This is a genomic window from Sphingobium sp. OAS761 (genome assembly GCF_024168485.1).
In the GTDB taxonomy this organism is placed as follows: Bacteria; Pseudomonadota; Alphaproteobacteria; order Sphingomonadales; family Sphingomonadaceae; genus Sphingobium.
Genome location: NZ_JALJVY010000002.1, coordinates 144,827 through 161,801 on the forward strand (window position 1 = coordinate 144,827; position 16,975 = coordinate 161,801).

The following is a 16,975-nucleotide window of genomic DNA, read 5'->3' on the forward strand; positions in this document are numbered from 1 at the left end:
TTAAGGCGGACCCGTACATCACGCACGGGCCCAATTGGAGATGTTTGCCGACAATGCTGCCTGCTGCTTTTCCCTCGCTCCGCCTGATTGACCGCGCCCGTTCGGGGGCGCGTGCCTTCGGCCTTTCCTGCGCATTGGCCAGCTTGTGCGTTCATGGCGTCGCGGTCGCGCAGAGCGTCGATGACGACAGCACGGATGTCGCAAGCCAGCCGCTCAACCTGCCGAGCGAGATGACGGTGTTCGGCAAGAGCGATCCGAATGTGCGGAAGGCCACCGCCAGGGTGAACGGCTATGTCATCACCGGAACCGACGTGGACCAGCGTCTGGCGCTGATCATCACCGCCAATGGCGGGAAGGTGTCGGACGAGGAAAGGGACCGGCTGCGCGTTCAGGTGCTGCGCAACCTGATCGACGAGACCCTGCAGATCCAGGAAGCCGCCGCCAACGACATCAAGATCGCGCCGGAGGAAATCAACCAGAGCTATGAGCGGGTTGCGACCAATTTCCGCAAGTCGCCTGCGGATTTCGATGCCTATCTGCGGACACAGGGCAGTTCGGCGGCCAGCATAAAGCGGCAGATCGAAGGCGAGCTTGCCTGGAGCCGCCTGCTCCGCCGGAACATCCAGCCCTTCATCAATGTGTCGGAAGAGGAAGTGAAGTCGGTTGTCGACCGCCTCAATGCCGCAAAGGGCAGCGAGGAAGTCCGCATCGGTGAAATCTACTTGTCGGCGACACCGGAAAATCATCAGCAGATCGTCGCTAACGCCCGTAATATCATCCAGCAGATTCAGCAGGGCGGCAGCTTCCAGGCCTATGCCCGCCAGTTTTCCGAAGCTTCGACCGCGGCCGTCGGCGGCGACCTGGGCTGGGTGCGCCCCGAACAGCTTCCCAACGAACTGGCGCAGGCGGCAAACGAGATGCAGGTCGGGCAGATCGCCGGGCCGATCGATACGGTCGGCGGCGTGTCCATCCTGTATGTCATGGACAAGCGAAAGGTACTGGCTGCCGATCCGCGCGATTCGCTGCTCAGCCTGAAACAGCTGGCCATCAACTTCGCGCCCGGAACGACCAAGGAACAGGCGAGCGCCAAGGCAGCAGCGTTCGCAGCCGCCGTGAAGGAAATCAAGGGCTGCGGCCAGGCCAATGAGGTCGGGGCACGCATCGGCGCGGATGTGGTCGACAACGACAATGTGAAGGTGCGCGACCTGCCGCCCCAGCTTCAGGAAATCCTCGTCAACCTTCAGGTGGGCGAAACCACGCCGCCCTTCGGGTCGATCACCGACGGCGTGCGCGTGCTCGTGGTATGCGGGCGTGACGATCCGCAGGCAGCCGGTGCCCCCAATGCCGACCAGATCATGGCGCAGTTGGAGGAGGAACGGGTCAACAAGCGGGCACGCATTTATCTGCGCGACCTTCGCCGCGATGCCATCATCGAATATAATTGACCCCGCTCCGCCCGAGCAGCCTCTAGTGGCTCCCTTTGCCGTCCCGCTCGGCGACCCGGCGGGTATCGGCCCGGAAATCGTGGCGAAGGCCTGGGTCATGCGTGCCGCACGCGGCCTCGCTCCCTTCTTCGCAGTGGGCGATCCGGCCGCCCTGCGTGCGGTCTGGCTCGGCCCGATCGCACCGATCAACGCCCCGGAGGAAGCCATCGGCCTGTTCGACGAGGCCCTGCCCTGCCTCAAGGTCGCGGATGCTGGCGCCATCGTGCCGGGCGCGCCGAGCGTCGATGGCGCGCGCAGCGCCTTTCAGGCACTGGAAGTATCGGTCGGCCTCGCCCGGTCGGGTTCGGCCGCCGGCCTGATCACCGCGCCGGTGGGCAAGGAACAGCTTTACGGCGTTGGCTTCACCCACCCCGGACAGACCGAATTCATCGCTGAACGTTGCGGCGTCGCACCGCACAATGCGGTGATGATGCTGGCCGGGCCGGCTCTCAAGGTGGTCCCCGTCACGATCCATATCCCGCTCGCCGACGTATCGGCCGCGCTGACGCAGGACCTGATCCGCGCGCGGGCGCTGGCTACCGTCAAGGGATTGCAGCGGAATTTCGGCGTCGCGCGACCTCGGCTGGTGGTTGCCGGGCTCAATCCACATGCCGGGGAAAATGGCGCGCTCGGCCGCGAAGAGATCGAGGTGATCCGCCCGGCGATCGATTCGTTGCGCGAGGACGGGCTGGACATAAAGGGGCCGCTTGCCGCCGACGGCTTGTTCCATGCCCGCGCGCGTGAAACCTATGACGCGGCGCTGTGCATGTATCACGACCAGGCGCTGATCCCGATCAAGACCCTGAATTTCGACGAAGGCGTCAATATCACCCTGGGCCTGCCGATCGTGCGGACTTCGCCCGACCACGGAACCGCCTTCGGCATCGCCGGCACGGACATGGCCAATCCGGGCGCGATGATCGCCGCGATCCGCATGGCGGAAGCGGCCGCCCGATCCCGGCTTGCCTATGCCGGTTGATCCGCGCCCGGCGCTGCCGCCGCTGCGGGACGTGATCGCCCGCCACGGGCTCGCGGCATCCAAGGCGCTGGGGCAGAATTTCCTGCTGGACGAACAATTGCTGGACCGCATCGCCGCTATTCCGGGCATGCCGCAGGGTGGCCGCGCGTTCGAGGTGGGTCCCGGCCCCGGCGGGCTGACCCGCGCCATATTGCGCACCGGCGCGCATCTGGTTGCGGTAGAGCGCGACCAGCGGTGCCTGCCCGCGCTCGCGGAATTGCAGGAAGCTTTCCCTGACCGGTTGCGCATCATCTCCGGTGACGCGATGCAGGTGGATGCCCGTGCCGAAGCGGGCGAAGGCGCGCACATCATCGCAAACCTGCCCTATAATGTCGGTACGCCGCTGCTGGTGGGCTGGCTTTCCGCGCCATGGGAACCTCTGCCCTGGTGGGCCAGCCTGACGCTGATGTTCCAGATGGAGGTTGCCGAACGGATCGTCGCACGGCCCGGCACCGACCATTATGGCCGGCTGGCAGTCCTGACCCAATGGCGTGCCGACGCGCGCATCGCGATGAAGGTGCATCGCAGCGCCTTCACGCCGCCGCCCAAGGTCATGTCCGCCGTGGTCCACATCACGCCACGCGCCGCCCCGGACGGTATTGCGCTCCGCCATCTGGAACGCCTGACCGCGGCCGCTTTCGGGCAGCGCCGCAAGATGCTGCGTCAAAGTCTCAAGGGCTTGCCCGGGGCGATCGACGCGCTGGAGGCTGTAGGCATCGATCCGCAGCGCCGGGCCGAGACACTGGCCGTCGAGGATTTCGTCGAGATCGCCCGCCATCTGGGCAACGCGACGCGCTAGGCAGTCATACCGGGCGGCGCCCCATAGAGGGTGAATTGGGTGTGCAGGCCGCCGACCGACGATTGCCCTACCCACAGGTCGAACACGCCCGGCTCGGCCATGCGGCGATTTCCCGCACCGACAAATTCGAGATCGGTTCGGGAAAGGGAAAAGCGCACCGTCTGGCTTTCCCCCGCATCCAGCGTGACCCGAGCGATGCGCTTCAATTCCCGAATGGGCCGGGTGCGGCTGGCCACGCGATCGCGGATGTAGAGCTGGACGACTTCGCTGCCCCTTCTCTGCCCGGCATTCGTCAGGCGCGCCCTTACCTCGATCGCGGCGTCCCAACGCAGGGCTTCGTCGGACAACGTCAACCGGTCCAGGGTGAAGCGGGTGTAGCTCAACCCATGGCCGAAGGGAAAACGGGCGCTATTGTCCGTCGTTGCATAGCGCGCCTTATATTCGGTGCTGCCATTGTCCACCACGGGCCGTCCGGTCGACTTGCGGTCGTAGAAAAAGGGTTCCTGCCCGCTCTCCCACGGAAAACTGACCGGCAATTTCCCCGACGGATCGACTTTCCCAAGCAGGACGTCGGCAATCGCATGGCCGGCCTCGCTGCCCAGGAACCAGGTGGCGAGGATGGCGCCGGCGCCGGCAACACCTTCATGCAGGGCCAATGCGCGACCATGGCGCAGCAGCACCGCCATCGGCGTGCCGGTCGCCGCCACCGCATCGGCCAGCGCCTGCTGGGCCGCGGGCAATTCTATCACGGTGCGGGACTGCGCTTCGCCCGACATGGCCTGCGATTCGCCGATGGCCAGCAGTACGAGGTCCGCCGTTTTTGCCGCGGCGACCGCCTGCGCGATGCCTCCGTCGATCGCGCCGCCGACATCGCATCCACGCGTGACGGCCAGCATGGCGGGATCGGGCAGCGCCGCCCGCAGGCCGGTGGCGATGTCGACACCCTTGCCCGGGTCACCATAGAAGGCCCAAGGTCCATAGAGATTGTCGCGGTCCTCGGCAAAGGGACCAATGAGGGCGATCTTGCGCACCTTGCCCGGGTCGATCGGCAGCACGCCTTCGTTGCGCAGCAGCACGATGGATCGCGTCGCCGCCTCGTGCGCGAGTGCGCGATGCGACGGCGTGAAGATACGACTCTTCTCGGTTTCCTCGTCGAGCGACCGCCATGGGTTGTCGAACAGGCCGATCGCCGCCTTCACATAAAGGATGCGGCGCACGGCGATGTCGACGGTCGCCGCCGGGACCGCGCCGCTGTTGACCAGTTCGGGCAGATAACGCGTGTAGAGGCCGCTCTGCATCGACATGTCCACGCCGGCCAGCACGGCCAGCCGCGCCGCATCGCGCGCATCCTGGGCATAACCATGGGCGACCAGTTCCTCGTCGGCCGTATAATCGGAACAGACGAAGCCGCGAAATCCCATCTCCCCGCGCAATATGTCGGTCAGCAGTTCGCGGTCGGCGGTGGCCGGTACACCATTTACCTCGCTGAACGCGGCCATGGTGACGAGTGCGCCGGCCGCGAAGGATGCACCGAAAGGGGGCAGATGGGTTTCGCGCAACGTCTCGTCGGAAATGTCGACGCTGCCATATTCCAGCCCGCCGGCCACCGCGCCATAGGCTGCGAAGTGCTTGGGGCAGGCGAGCAGGCTGTCGGACCTGCGCAGATCCCTTCCCTGGAATCCCCGCACCCGGGCCGCGGACAGTAGTCCGGTCAAATAGACATCCTCCCCCGCCCCTTCCACTACCCGGCCCCAGCGCTGGTCCCGCGCAACGTCGACCATCGGCGCGAAGGTCAGGTGCAAACCCGCGGCCGTGGCTTCCACCGCCATCGCCCGGGCAGTCCGTTCGCATAGATGCGGGTCGAAGCTGGCGGCTTCGGCGATCGGGACGGGAAAAATGGTTTTCAGGCCATGGATGACATCGCCTGCCAACAGCAGCGGAATCCCCAACCTGCTTTCCCCGACGGCCATTTCCTGGGCGCGACGCGCGCCCGCCACGCCGATGCCGTTGAACAGGCACCCTACCCTTCCCTTGCGGATTTCCGCAGCCAGGCGACGTTCGTCCTGAATACCGGCCTGCGGGTTGGGGGGATTGAACGGACGGAAGCTGTCAGCGAGGCAGGTCATTTGCCCCGCCTTTTCCTCCAGCGTCATGCGCGCGATCAGATCGTCGACGCGCGCGACCTGGTCCTGAGCCAGCACCCGGCGCGGCACACCCATGGCCATGGCTCCGGCCATTATCTGGATCAGCAGGTCCCGGCGTTCGATTGTCATGCGGAACCGGGCATAACCGGTTGGGGATGAACCAATCTTGTCCGACCGGCGCCGGACAGCGATTTTATTCGCGTTCTGTTTCGATCAGCTCGTCTTGCGGACTTCGGCCAGCAAGCGACTGTAGATGGTCATTACCTGATCTTCGATCGGTTTTGTAGGATCCGGTTTCTTCACGCCCGACCGAACTGCCCAGGCCTGGGTTAGATGTGCCGCCACGAGGGCAGCGGTATCGTCACTCATCGCCATGCCATGACCCCGGTTTTCGTTTCGACATGGTCATGATGCAGGCATGATATGACAAGTCAACGACAAATGCCGCATTGCAGCATATTCTTGTCGCAACGCAGCGTAGATATCGGAAAGAGAGAGAGGTGGTGGACAGGGCTGGATTCGAACCAGCGTACGGGAAACCCGGGCAGATTTACAGTCTGCTGCCTTTAACCACTCGGCCACCTGTCCAGTGTCCTGACGCGAAAAGCCTTGCTAGCCGCGCTGGAGGCGGCTCAATGGCGAATGGAGGCTTGCCTGTCAATGGTAGGATGTGAAAAGAGCGCGATGATGAAAAAAGGTCACCGCTCCGCCAAGCCCAAGGGCGCCTTCCCGCGATTTTACGGTCGCCATGCCGTTATCGCGGCTCTTGCCAATCCCGACCGTACCGTCCGCAAGATATGGGGTACGCGCGATGCGCTCAATGCGCTGGATCTGCCGCCGGTTCTGCCCATCGTCTATGCCGACGTCGCGGATCTCGGCCGCATGGTCCCGTCAGATGCGCCGCATCAGGGCATCGTCGCCGAGGTCGAGCCGCTGGACGATGTCTGGCTGGGCGAGGTGCTGGAGGATGGACAGGATGACAGGCGGCCGGTGCTGGTACTCGACCAGGTGACCGATCCGCATAATGTCGGCGCGATCCTGCGGTCCGCGGCCGCCTTCGACGCGCTGTGCATCGTGACGCAGGATCGCCACGCCCCGCCCGAATCGGGGGTGCTGGCGCGCGCGGCATCGGGCGCGCTCGAAATCGTGCCCTGGGTGCGGGTCGTGAACCTGGCCCGCGCCCTCGACGAGATTGCCGAGGCGGGGTATTGGCGCATCGGCCTGGACGGTGACGCCGACATCACCCTGGGGGATGCGATCGGCGATTCCCGTGTCGCACTTGTCCTGGGCGCGGAAGGCGAAGGGTTGCGCCACAACAGCGTGGCGCATTGCGACATTATCGCTAAACTGCCGATCAGCCCGCGGATGGAGAGCCTCAACGTCTCCAACGCCGCGGCGATCGCCCTGTACGCCGCCGCCAGCCGGTAGGCGGCCGACAGCGGCGGCCATACTGGAGGGGAAGGCCGCCATGACCCGATTGCCTCGCAGCTTCGGCGCGCTTGCCGGACTGATGCTGCTGTCCGCTTGCCTGGTCACACCGGGCCGGTTCGATTCCAGCCTCGACATTCGCGCCGACGGTCAATTCACCTTTAGCTACAAGGGAGAGATATTGGCCGCGGATTCGATGAAGGACGGCGTCATTCCGCCCGGCATGGGCGGGGAAGACGATGCGGATGGCGCGACCGCCGGACCCGCGCTGTTGCAGATCGCCGCGAAGCAAGATGATTTTCCCAGCGGCAAGGCCGGGGATGAAACGGACATGCGCGCGATCGCCGATGCCTTGTCCAAGGAAAAGGGGTTTCGATCCGTCCGCTATCTGGGCAGCCGGAAATTCGCGATCGATTATGCCGTCAGCGGCAGGCTGACCCACGCATTCCTGTTCCCCTTCAACACCGATGCGCAGATCATTCTGCCGTTTGTCGCCGTGGAATTGCGCGGCGACGATCGCGTGCGGGTCAAGGCGCCGGGCTTTTCAAATGGATTCGACAAGAGCCAGGGCCCGGCAGGCATGGCTGGCGGCAACGATGCCGCAAAGGCGCTGGACGGCCGCTTCACGCTGACCACCGACGCCGAAATCGTCAGCCAGAATCAGGAAGATGGGGCCAGGACCGTTCCGGCGGGCAGACAAATCGTCTGGACCATCACGCCCGCCACCAGTGACGCACCCGCCGCCAGCTTGCGCCTGCAACGCTGACGGCAGGTCACATCGTCAATCTTCCGGCGCGATCGTGACGCGCAGGCCGTCCAGCGCGTCGCTCATCACCAACTGGCAAGACAGGCGGCTCGTCTCGTTGCGATGTTCGGAACTGTCGAGCAGATCATTCTCGTCTTCGCTCATCGCCGGAAGCGCGTCGCCCAGAGCCGGATCGACATAGACATGGCAGGTCGCACAGGAACAGCAGCCACCGCACAAAGCAAGCAGTTCATCGAAGCCATTGTCGCGGATGAGTTCCATGACCGACAGGCCGTTGCCGCCTTCAACAATCTTCTCTTCGCCCTCACGGTTGACCACAATCAGTTTCGGCATCACATCAAACCCCTAGAATTTCTCCGTCGCTCTGGCCGAGGGTAAGGCGGAAATCAAGGTCGGAGATGATGAAATGGTGGTCACCGCAGGACATTTGCGGACAAGCCTTGACGCGATCGCGGCGATGGAACCGGCGTTCGCGGCAGCCATCGCGCGCGTCGGCTATCCCGAACCGCGCGTTCGGGAACCGGGGTACGAAACCTTGCTGCGCACCATCGTCGGACAGCAGGTCAGTGTCGCCGCGGCGGCGTCGGTATGGCGCAAGCTGGAGGCCGAACTGGGCGCCGGATGCGCACCCGACGCCCTGATGGCCCGCGACTTCGACGCGCTGCGTGCCTGCGGCCTGTCGCGCCAGAAACAGGGCTATGCCCGCTCGCTCGCCGATCTGGTCATTTCCGGGGCGCTCGACCTGCACGCCTTGCCGGCCGACGACGAGGAAGCGATCGCTCAGTTGGTGCGGATCAAGGGCATCGGGCGATGGTCGGCGGAAATATATCTTCTGTTCGCGGAAGGCCGGCCCGACATCTGGCCGGCAGGAGACCTGGCCATACAGATCGCCGTGGGACGCATGTTGGGCCTGCCCGACCGACCGACCGAGCAGGCCACGCGCGCGCTTGCGGAAGCATGGCGCCCCCATCGCGGCGCGGCGGCCATCATGGCCTGGCACCATTATAATAAAGGCGCGGATATGCTCGCGACCACATGACGTTTCCGGCAGCCGCGCCGCGCGCAGCCATGGGCAGATCGTGGCGCCGACATCCAGGACCATATGCCGCGAATCGTGGCGGCCCGCATCGGCCGGTGGCGTGGCATGCTGACAGCGGACTGGCTGACGACCGAAAAAGGCAGTTGCATCCCCCCGGCAATTTGCCTATTTGGGCAAGACAACGTTGTCACAATCTCTCTCCAAGTAGATGGCGTTGCGGCTCCGGACAGCCCGTTGGCGAACTGCACGCGCTACGGGCTGTCCGGGACCTGACATGCCGCTGACGGCCACTGGGGGGATTGATCATTCTCCTTCCCTTTCTCTACCATGCCGCTAGTAAGCCGCGCGAGTCGGCCAGCAGGAGAGCGATGGGAATGGATCGGGACGATCAAGCGGAAGAAGCCGGCTGGTGGAGCCGTCTTACTCGGGCGTTGTTCCGGGAACCGGCGATCGTGTTGATGGAGGAGGAAGGGGAACATCCGCACCGGCCGCGCGAAACCCCGCTGTTCAGCATGGACACCATCTCCCGGTAACGCATCGTTTTCGCCTTGGATCTTCTCATCCTGCCGATTTTGCGGGCATAGGCCCGATCATCCAGCAAGGAGATCGCCTCATGCCGACCACGTCCCGCACCGTTACGAATCCTGTCGAACCGCTATTTCTGGACCGCTGGTCGCCCCGGGCGTTCGACGCGTCCGTCATGCCGCAGGCCGATCTGGATACGCTGTTCGATGCCGCGCGCTGGGCCCCTTCGGCATTCAATTATCAACCATGGCGCTTCCTCTATGCCCATCGCGACGGGGCCGACTGGGATCGCTTTCTCGATCTGCTTGTCCCGGCCAACCAGAATTGGGCGCGGCATGCGTCGGTCCTGATCTTCATTTTATCCGACACGCAAATGGCCTCTCCCGGATCGGAAGCCCTCAGGCCTTCGCATAGCCATAGCTTCGACGCGGGTGCCGCCTGGATGGCGCTGGCGCTGCAGGCCACCCGCCTTGGCTATCAGGCACATGGCATGACCGGCGTTGATTTCGATCGCGCGCGCACGGCGTTGGCAGTCCCCGATCGCTTCCGCATCGAGGCGGCAGTTGCCGTCGGCCGCCAGGGGGACAAGTCGATCCTGCCCGAAGCGCTACAGGCCCGAGAAACGCCGAGCGAGCGCAACCCGATCGACCGTCATGCCTTTGCAGGAAATTTCGTCAGCTGATCGACCTGCGTCATGGCATCGGGCCCGTCGACGGTGTGCGGCAGCCAAAATGCCAAAACGATCTCGGACTATTGATTTACCTGGCAGGATCGCATGGCCATGTCCCACTTTGCGCCAAAGCGACGCATGTGCCGTCGGTCGCGCCCGCCGGCAGGGGCAGGCCCACCATCGCGGCGAGGGTCGGCATGATGTCCACCGCCTGGATTTCGGTGGCGGGATTTGCCGGTGCCGCACCGGGCCACCAGAACAGGATCGGAATGCGCCGGTCATAGTCCCATGGCGACCCGTGCATTGCCACGCTGCCCGGTAGCGGGGATTCCATCGGCGTGACATAGGGTTTGAAGAGCACGACAAGGTCGCCCGATCGCGTCGGATAGAAGCTGGCCCAGGCACGGTCCGCGATGCTCCATTGGGAAGCCGGCAGTGTCGGTTTCGGCGCGCGCACCAGTTCATCACGCGTCAGGACGGCCTCGACCTCGGGCAGGGCGAGGAGCGCGTCCTTCGCTATCTTCGCGACGACGGGACGCGACGCCGTGGCCGAAGGATCAAGATAGATGTCGCTTGCGTTATCCGTCGATATGAACCGGGCTCCGGCCTCCACGCCCAGTTTCGCGCGGATAGTTTCGTTGATGGCACGCGTGACCCGTTGCATGCCGATCCGCCGGGCGGCCATGTTCCCGTGGCTCCGGCTGCGTTCGGGTGCATCGGGCGCACCGTGATCCGCCGTCAGCATCAGCACGAACGGCGTCCCCATGCGTTCCAGCCGGTCGGTCAGTTCCCCGATAACCCGGTCAAGCGTGGCCATCTGGACGCACATGTCCGCACTGCCGGCGCCCGTAGCATGGCCGATATAGTCCGTTGCGGCCAGCCCTATAGCCAATATGTCCGTGGCCGCGCCACGGCCCAGCTTCATCTCCTGCGCGAGGTCGATCGCCAGTCCGGCGGTAAGTTCATCCAGCATGCCGCTCGCGCGGAACCCGCGCACGTCCCCGGGACGCGGTGTCGACGACGCCATCGCCGCATCGGGAAACAGGGGTTGCGGATCGACATGATCGCGGCAGCTATCGGGGATGGTACGCGGCGCCGGGGCAGCGATGGCCGCACGCGCACGCGCATTGGCGCGCGCCACGGCGGACGGCGGATCGCCGTCATCCGCGGCCGTCCTGAACCGCGTGCCCGACCAGAACCAGAGCTGATCGGTCGCTTGGCCACCCAGCAGCACCGCCAGCCGGTCCTTGCCCGCCACCGCAACCACGCGGCTGGCCGGATCGACCGCCTTGAGCCGGTCTCCCAGCGTCTTCGCCAGCAGATTGCGGGCCGACACCCGATAGCCGCGGTCACCGGCCACCGGCGCGTCTGGATCCTCGGCGCAATAGACCATCTTGTCGGCGCGCCGCGCATGATCGTCGATCCAGCTATTGGCGATGATGCCGTTGTGCGCGGGATGCATGCCGGTCAATATGGTCGACGCGCCCGGGCAGGTCTCGGTCGCGGCATGTGCCTGGTAACCGGATGCGAACACCACGCCTTGCGACGACAGGCGCTTGAGTCCCGCGCTGAAACTGTCGCGATATTGTTCGAACAGGTCGGCGGACAACTGGTCGACGACGATCGCCACGACCAGCCTGGGCCGGGGCGGCTGCGCCCATGCGGACGACGCCGCCATCAGTGTCGGAAGGGCAAACAATACCGCCGCTTTCCAGACTCCTTTCATAGCGCCTCCGTCTGGCCCGCGGTGCAATCGGCCAGCTTCCCGCTGATCGCCTTGCGGCCGGAATCGTCGAAACCAATATCTCCCACCGGCGTCGGCGCGAAATAGAGCGTCTCCACATCGGTTACTGCCGCCGCCTTGCTGATCACGCGTGCGACGGCGGAAAGCGTGGCGCAGGAAATGGATCGCGCTTCATCGCTGTCGATCTGTCCGTTCCCGTCGCTGTCGAACCGGGCGAGAAATATGGTCTTGAGCCCGGCGTCGATATTGCTTTTCTCCCGAATGGTCATCCGAAGTATTTCGGATTGGGCCCGATCGTTGCGCATGATGGCATCATCGCCCGATCTGCCTTCGATACTGCTCTGCGGGGACGTGGCGCCGATTTGCTGCTGGACTTCCGGTCCCGGTTCATTGACCCCTGCATATGCTTGCCCGGTTCCCTCATCCACCTTCGTTGTGGTCTTGCGCCGGTCGATCCGCACTCCGGTCGCTTTTTTCGTATCGGGCAGCTTTGTCGTATCGCTCGTCCCGGCGCTGTTGCCGCTTGCGTTCTCCATGACCGGCGGAGCGGGCGGTGTCTCATCTTGGACCTGCGACGCGGTCTCATTGCCCGCCAAGGGCTCTTCCACGGCGCTCGGCAAGTCTTGCGGCGGGACCGATCTGCTGGTGAACAAAGCGGGATAGAAAGGCAGCATCGGCATCGCCGTCAACACGACCAGCGTGGTTATCCAGGCGCGCGCGATCCGGTTCCGCCAGAGCGGCGCGACGGCATCGCGCAGCGTCGGCGCGATCTCTACCCCGAGTCGGTCGGGCACCCGACCGGTCAGCGCATCGACCAATATGCGGTCAGCCAGGACGGATTGCGGGCTGAGACGCAGCCATTCGCGCAGCTTCGCCCGGTGCCGCAGGTCGGCGCCCGCCGCCAGGTCGATCCGCACCGCACCTGCCTGCTGCGGCAACAGAAACGCCTGGATCGCCTCAGTCGCGCGCGCCAGCTGGTCGGGTGACAGGCCCTGAACGAGCGCCAGTCGCAACCAATCCGGCATATGTCCGGTACGGAACCACGGCAGGCGCGACAAGCGCAACAGACGCGCTTCCGCCAGCAGCGGCGCTCCGGCCTCGTCGACAAGACTCGATCCCATATGCACCGTCAATTCCGGTTCGACATGGGGAAAGAGCGCCAACGCGCGCAGCCAGTCCAGCCCGGCCGCGCCGAGCCAGCAATCGAGATCGTCGATCAACCCGTCGACGACGAAAGCGGGCGGCGCCTCGTCGCGAAGCAGCATCCCGCTTCCCCTTATCAGGCTTTCCGGCAGATCGAACCCGTCCGGGACAACCGAGGCGGTGCTGGATGCCGGATTTTCGAGATAGGCGGCATAAGTGCCAAGGCCGTCCGCGTCGAAGGCAAAGGGTGGAATGCCGGCATCCCGCGCGCGGCGCTCCGCCGCGTTCCACAAGCCCGGCGGCCGCGGGTCGAGCAGGGCCGGGACGGACGCCTGACGCAGGGTGTCGACCCAGTTCGTCCCCACATCAGGCGCGAGCGAGTCGAAACTTTCGGCCAGAATAAGGGGGTTGGCGCGTGCGTTTAGCGCGAGCGCGCCTGCAAGCGGCACCGTCTCGCGCGCACCCCGGCCGGCGGCCGGACGCAGGCGCCGCGGATCGCCGACAAATTCAAAATGGCTGAGCGCAATCTGTTCTGCATCCATGCGCCGCGCAAGCAGGCGCGCGTGCCAGGCGAGGTGATCCCGCGGCGAGTCCCGTTCCGACAGCAGCAGATATTCCGGACTGAGCGCCCGGCTGCGAAAACGCAACCGGGGCGATCCACCCGCGCCGATCGTGGCCTTCACCGTCGCGCGAAGGTCGAGCCGATATCCCCGCTCCCGCCGGTGCCGCCGCAGACGCCGCAGCGCCAGACGCCAGGCGCGCCCGGTCATGAGGCCATTGGGATTTTCCGCCAGACGCAGGGCCAGCGCGCGCTGTGGGGCAGGCGCATGATCCCGCAACAATTGCCGCCGACGCAAAATCTCCGACACGCTATAGGCCGCCGCAATCAGCAAGAGCACGACCAGCGGGACGATCGCTGGCCAGTTCGGCAAGGGCGAAGTGCCCGGCGGGCTGATCTGGTTCGTCGAACCGCCTTTGTCGGCCTGCTGAACATTCGCCACGCCCCCGCTGTCATTGCCGCCGTCCGGCGAGGATTGACCAGGATCCGGCGCGAAATGCACCAGCACGACGACGATGGCGATCAGCAGGAATGTCCCGCTCGCCAGGATGACCCATCGCCGGCGCCACCAGAGGACAGGCCGATCGGGCGCCAGTGGCACTGTTGCCGTGTCCGTCGCCTCGTCCGCCTCACCGGGATGCTCCCTGGCGGGCGGAGCCGCCGCGCCGGCCTGCATCCCGGCGAACAGCGTGAGGAACGCCTGCCGCTCGTGACTGGATCGACACAGGGCGGCCGCCAGCCACATCGGGATGCGCACGTCGTCCGGGCCGATACCGCGCGCGATCAGATGGCGTCGCAACGATTCCAGACGCAGATGCGCGCCCGGCCCCATATGCAGCAGACGGGCCGCTTCAAGACCGCGCGCGAAGAAATCCGGGGCATCGATCGCGGCCGACACGGCGTCAGCCCGACGCCGCCTGACGCAAGATACGGCGTCCGATATCCAGATCCTCGGCCGATTTGAGCAGCGCGCACAGCGTCCGTTCAATCTCCTTCGGTCGCGTGCGCACGGCAGTGGAGAGCGACATGCCCGGACCCAGTCCGACATGATTGAGCAATATGTCGAACCAGGCCAGCAATTCGGCCGTGCCGGGTTTCTTGCGCAATTGCGGCGTGTCGTGGATTTGCAGGAAGGCAGTCACCGCCTCCTGTACCAACGGGCTGTCCGGGGCGAAGCTTGCCCTGCGTTCGTCGACCGTTGCAGCGGACGCCCCCTCCTCTAATGCTTCCTCCTGCTCGTCCGGCCGATACCCGCCCAGCGTCGCGCTGACGATTTCGGCGAGCTGGTCCGGATTGGGGAACGGGATGTCGAAATAGGCGCAGCGGCGCAAAAAAGGTTCGGGCAGCGACCGTTCGGAATTGCTGGTCAGGATGACGATGGGCCGCTTGATACCCGGCGTCAGCTTCAACCCCAGTTCGGGGATAGCGAATTGCAGCGTCTCGAACTCGGCGAGCAGGTCGTTGGGCGTATCGCGCGGCGCCTTGTCCAGCTCATCGATCAGCACCACGCTATGCACCGCCTCGCCAAGGCCGCCGCCCGGCAGCAGCAATCCGGCCCGGGGCGCCTCCCCCGCGGCCGATTTTCCAAAGGCCCTGACCAGCAGCGCCTCGTCCGGCGGATTGCCGAACAGGTCCGTCAGGGGCGCGCTGTCGCCGCCGCCGCGCAAGATGCCCAGGCCAAGGGCATTGAACCGCACATAGTCGATCAGCGGCCGAATCTCATTCTGGCTGGCATCGCGGAAGCGCGCGACCTCATCGAAACTGTAGAGCAGGTCGACGCCGGTGGTGCCGGACTTGACGTCCGATTTCAGCGGCCTGCCCAGCCCCAGCTCGTGGGCCAGCCAGAAGGCCGCCCTGGTCTTGCCGGTCCCCGGTTCGCCGGTCAGCAGCAACGGCACGCCGAGCAGCATCGCCACGTCGACCGCTTCGGCCAGGCCGGGCGCGGGCTTGTAGGTCGTCGGCCGGTCATGATCGGCGACCAATGGCGGCCATAGCGCGAAGCTCTCCGCGCCGCTGCCTTCCGCTTGCGGCGACGTCCTTACGGCAACGAATTCGACCATCGCCCTGTCCCCTTTCTATGCCAGTTGCCGGATCCAGCCATTGATCGCGTCCAGCCGGAAACGCTCAGACAATGGCAGGCTTCGGCGCGCCTGCGCCTTGATATCGTCGATCCGGTCCTCGTCCAGATCCATCTCAGCCCCGACCCGCTCCACCCAGGTTTCGACATTGTCGAACATGAAGTCGTTCAGCAGTTCGGTACCGGCCAGACGGCCGGGAACGCCCCGGTCGTTCACATCGGCCAGCGCGCCCGCGTAAAAACGGCGCAGGCGATGCATGGGCTCGGGTGCGGCCGGATCGACCTGACCGGCGTCCAGCCGGAAAATGATGAAATGGATGCAGGGCTTTTCCAGCCTTTCCGAACTCAGCTCCCGCAGCAGGTCGCCCCATTGGCGCAATAATTGCGCGTGGCGACGACCCCAGTGACGCTGGTCGATCATGCTGAAAAAGGCGGACGGCTGGTGCCGATCGTTCAATCCCTGGCGGATCGCGGCAGCACCGGCCTCATCGCTGCCGACATGATAGGCGATTACGTTGCGCATCCGGTCGAACTCGCCCGCCACATCGAAACGCTCGCGCACCGGCCAGGAAATTTCTTCCGCCAGGAATTTGCGAAAACTGAATCCCTGCTTCTCAAGAAAGGGGCGCAGGGTCAGCCGCAGCCGCTCACGGCACGACAGCGGCAGGTCGGCGTCCAGCCCGGCAATAGCGCACATGAATGCCCCCGACGCATCCTGCCAACGTGCCTTGAACGCCGTTCTGAAATGGGCGACCTGATCGCTCCGGTCAAATTCCTCGAACGCATTGAGCCAGGCACGGTTGACCGGCACGGCCGCCGGTCCGGGCGGCGCTGCACCGGACTGCACCGCTGTGGGCGCTTCCAGGTCGAAACTCCACATATCGCCAAGTACCGCCAGCGGGACGATGAACGCAGTGCGCGCCTCCTGCTTTTCGACGACCATGCCGATCAGCCCCCCGGGGCCGAAGGCGCCCGTGCCGGAGCAACCCCGCCGAACGGCAATCTCCTCGTCCCGGAAATGCACGCGCCGCCGGCTCAAATCGTCATAATCGCCCAGCGCGCCGCGCAGGCCGACGCCACCCACATCCCCCGACCAGCGTCCTTCCTCGTCCCGGAGATGGCCCATGCCCAACGCATAGACGGGCATATCGTCGGCCAGCGTGCCCCGCATCGGCGTTGCGGCGACGAAATCGACGGGGAAGGAGAAGCCCGGCGCCAGTTCAAGCAGGCAAAGGTCACGCAGACGATGGATCGCCGGTCCCATCGCCTCCGTGCCGTCCGACGGATGAAAATCCCGAACGACCAGCTGCGCGCGATGAAAAGGCGCCATAGGGAAACGCGCCGAAACCACGTCGCCCTTTTTCAGCGGACCACCGACACAGGCGGCGACGACATGAGTGCAACCAAGCACATGCCGCTGCCCGCAAATGAAGCCGCAGCCCAGCAGATTTCCCTCCGCATCGCCGAGACGAACCTGACAGGCGAGCCGTTGTTCGGAATTCATGAGCCCCCAGCCCGCGCGCATCCGGACCGAAATGGCGGGACGCCGATCAAGCAAGGATGACCCCAAATAGGAGTA

The 16,975-nt window shown here is 65.2% G+C and carries 15 protein-coding genes and 1 tRNA gene; 8 read left to right on the forward strand and 8 right to left on the reverse strand.

The window, feature by feature from the left end:
• Nucleotides 1-53: 53 nt before the first annotated feature.
• The 3 genes from J3E64_RS03385 to rsmA are packed head-to-tail and all read left to right on the forward strand — an operon-like array spanning nucleotide 54 to nucleotide 3,301.
• Nucleotides 54-1,445 (forward strand): peptidylprolyl isomerase, encoded by a 1,392-nt coding sequence (locus J3E64_RS03385; RefSeq protein WP_253339760.1) that lies wholly within the window; start codon nucleotides 54-56, stop codon nucleotides 1,443-1,445.
• On the forward strand, nucleotides 1,423-2,463 hold the full coding sequence (gene pdxA, locus J3E64_RS03390; RefSeq protein WP_253339761.1) for a 4-hydroxythreonine-4-phosphate dehydrogenase PdxA: 1,041 nt from the start codon (nucleotides 1,423-1,425) through the stop codon (nucleotides 2,461-2,463). The genes J3E64_RS03385 and pdxA overlap by 23 nt, the downstream gene beginning before the upstream one ends.
• Nucleotides 2,453-3,301, forward strand: coding sequence for a 16S rRNA (adenine(1518)-N(6)/adenine(1519)-N(6))-dimethyltransferase RsmA (gene rsmA, locus J3E64_RS03395; protein WP_253339763.1), 849 nt, complete (start codon nucleotides 2,453-2,455; stop codon nucleotides 3,299-3,301). The genes pdxA and rsmA overlap by 11 nt, the downstream gene beginning before the upstream one ends.
• On the opposite strand, the gene J3E64_RS03400 is transcribed toward rsmA, so the two are convergent.
• The 3 genes from J3E64_RS03400 to J3E64_RS03410 all read right to left on the reverse strand — a co-directional run bounded on the left by J3E64_RS03400 (nucleotide 3,298) and on the right by J3E64_RS03410 (nucleotide 6,033).
• Nucleotides 3,298-5,574, reverse strand: a complete 2,277-nt coding sequence (locus tag J3E64_RS03400; RefSeq protein WP_253339765.1) for a glycoside hydrolase family 3 N-terminal domain-containing protein — start codon at nucleotides 5,572-5,574, stop codon at nucleotides 3,298-3,300. The two genes, rsmA and J3E64_RS03400, sit on opposite strands and share 4 nt — an antisense overlap.
• Nucleotides 5,575-5,658: 84 nt before the next feature.
• Nucleotides 5,659-5,814 (reverse strand): hypothetical protein, encoded by a 156-nt coding sequence (locus J3E64_RS03405; RefSeq protein WP_253339767.1) that lies wholly within the window; start codon nucleotides 5,812-5,814, stop codon nucleotides 5,659-5,661.
• A 132-nt stretch (nucleotides 5,815-5,946) separates the two neighbouring features.
• Nucleotides 5,947-6,033: transfer RNA gene (locus tag J3E64_RS03410), tRNA-Tyr, on the reverse strand.
• Between the two features lie 99 nt (nucleotides 6,034-6,132).
• On the opposite strand from J3E64_RS03410, the gene J3E64_RS03415 reads away from it, so the two are divergent.
• A complete protein-coding gene (locus J3E64_RS03415; RefSeq protein WP_253340259.1) occupies nucleotides 6,133-6,873 on the forward strand; it encodes an RNA methyltransferase in 741 nt (246 codons plus the stop codon).
• A 40-nt stretch (nucleotides 6,874-6,913) separates the two neighbouring features.
• Nucleotides 6,914-7,639, forward strand: coding sequence for a hypothetical protein (locus J3E64_RS03420; protein ID WP_253339776.1), 726 nt, complete (start codon nucleotides 6,914-6,916; stop codon nucleotides 7,637-7,639).
• Nucleotides 7,640-7,654: 15 nt separating this feature from the next.
• Here J3E64_RS03420 and J3E64_RS03425 read toward each other — a convergent pair whose 3' ends face one another.
• A complete protein-coding gene (locus J3E64_RS03425) occupies nucleotides 7,655-7,972 on the reverse strand; it encodes a 2Fe-2S iron-sulfur cluster-binding protein (protein ID WP_253339779.1) in 318 nt (105 codons plus the stop codon).
• Between the two features lie 73 nt (nucleotides 7,973-8,045).
• Here J3E64_RS03425 and J3E64_RS03430 point away from each other — a divergent pair, with 73 nt between their 5' ends.
• The 3 genes from J3E64_RS03430 (at nucleotide 8,046) to J3E64_RS03440 (ending at nucleotide 9,885) form a co-directional block, all read left to right on the forward strand.
• Nucleotides 8,046-8,678, forward strand: a complete 633-nt coding sequence (locus J3E64_RS03430) for a DNA-3-methyladenine glycosylase (RefSeq protein WP_253339781.1) — start codon at nucleotides 8,046-8,048, stop codon at nucleotides 8,676-8,678.
• 374 nt (nucleotides 8,679-9,052) lie between these two features.
• On the forward strand, nucleotides 9,053-9,211 hold the full coding sequence (locus J3E64_RS03435; protein WP_253339783.1) for a hypothetical protein: 159 nt from the start codon (nucleotides 9,053-9,055) through the stop codon (nucleotides 9,209-9,211).
• Nucleotides 9,212-9,291: 80 nt separating this feature from the next.
• Nucleotides 9,292-9,885: a nitroreductase family protein gene (locus J3E64_RS03440; RefSeq protein WP_253339785.1), complete on the forward strand. Its 594-nt coding sequence runs from the start codon at nucleotides 9,292-9,294 to the stop codon at nucleotides 9,883-9,885.
• Between the two features lie 76 nt (nucleotides 9,886-9,961).
• On the opposite strand, the gene J3E64_RS03445 is transcribed toward J3E64_RS03440, so the two are convergent.
• Genes J3E64_RS03445 through J3E64_RS03460 form a run of 4 tightly spaced genes read right to left on the reverse strand, consistent with a single transcriptional unit; the run spans nucleotide 9,962 to nucleotide 16,900 of the window.
• A complete protein-coding gene (locus J3E64_RS03445) occupies nucleotides 9,962-11,599 on the reverse strand; it encodes an alkaline phosphatase family protein (RefSeq protein ID WP_253339787.1) in 1,638 nt (545 codons plus the stop codon).
• Nucleotides 11,596-14,217 carry a hypothetical protein gene (locus J3E64_RS03450; protein ID WP_253339789.1) on the reverse strand — a complete coding sequence of 874 codons (2,622 nt, stop codon included), beginning with the start codon at nucleotides 14,215-14,217 and terminating at the stop codon, nucleotides 11,596-11,598. The genes J3E64_RS03445 and J3E64_RS03450 overlap by 4 nt, the downstream gene beginning before the upstream one ends.
• Before the next feature lie 4 nt (nucleotides 14,218-14,221).
• Nucleotides 14,222-15,379 (reverse strand): MoxR family ATPase, encoded by a 1,158-nt coding sequence (locus J3E64_RS03455; RefSeq protein ID WP_253339791.1) that lies wholly within the window; start codon nucleotides 15,377-15,379, stop codon nucleotides 14,222-14,224.
• Between the two features lie 15 nt (nucleotides 15,380-15,394).
• Complete coding sequence (locus J3E64_RS03460; RefSeq protein WP_253339793.1) at nucleotides 15,395-16,900, reverse strand: hypothetical protein; 1,506 nt, start codon at nucleotides 16,898-16,900, stop codon at nucleotides 15,395-15,397.
• Nucleotides 16,901-16,975: the final 75 nt, after the last annotated feature.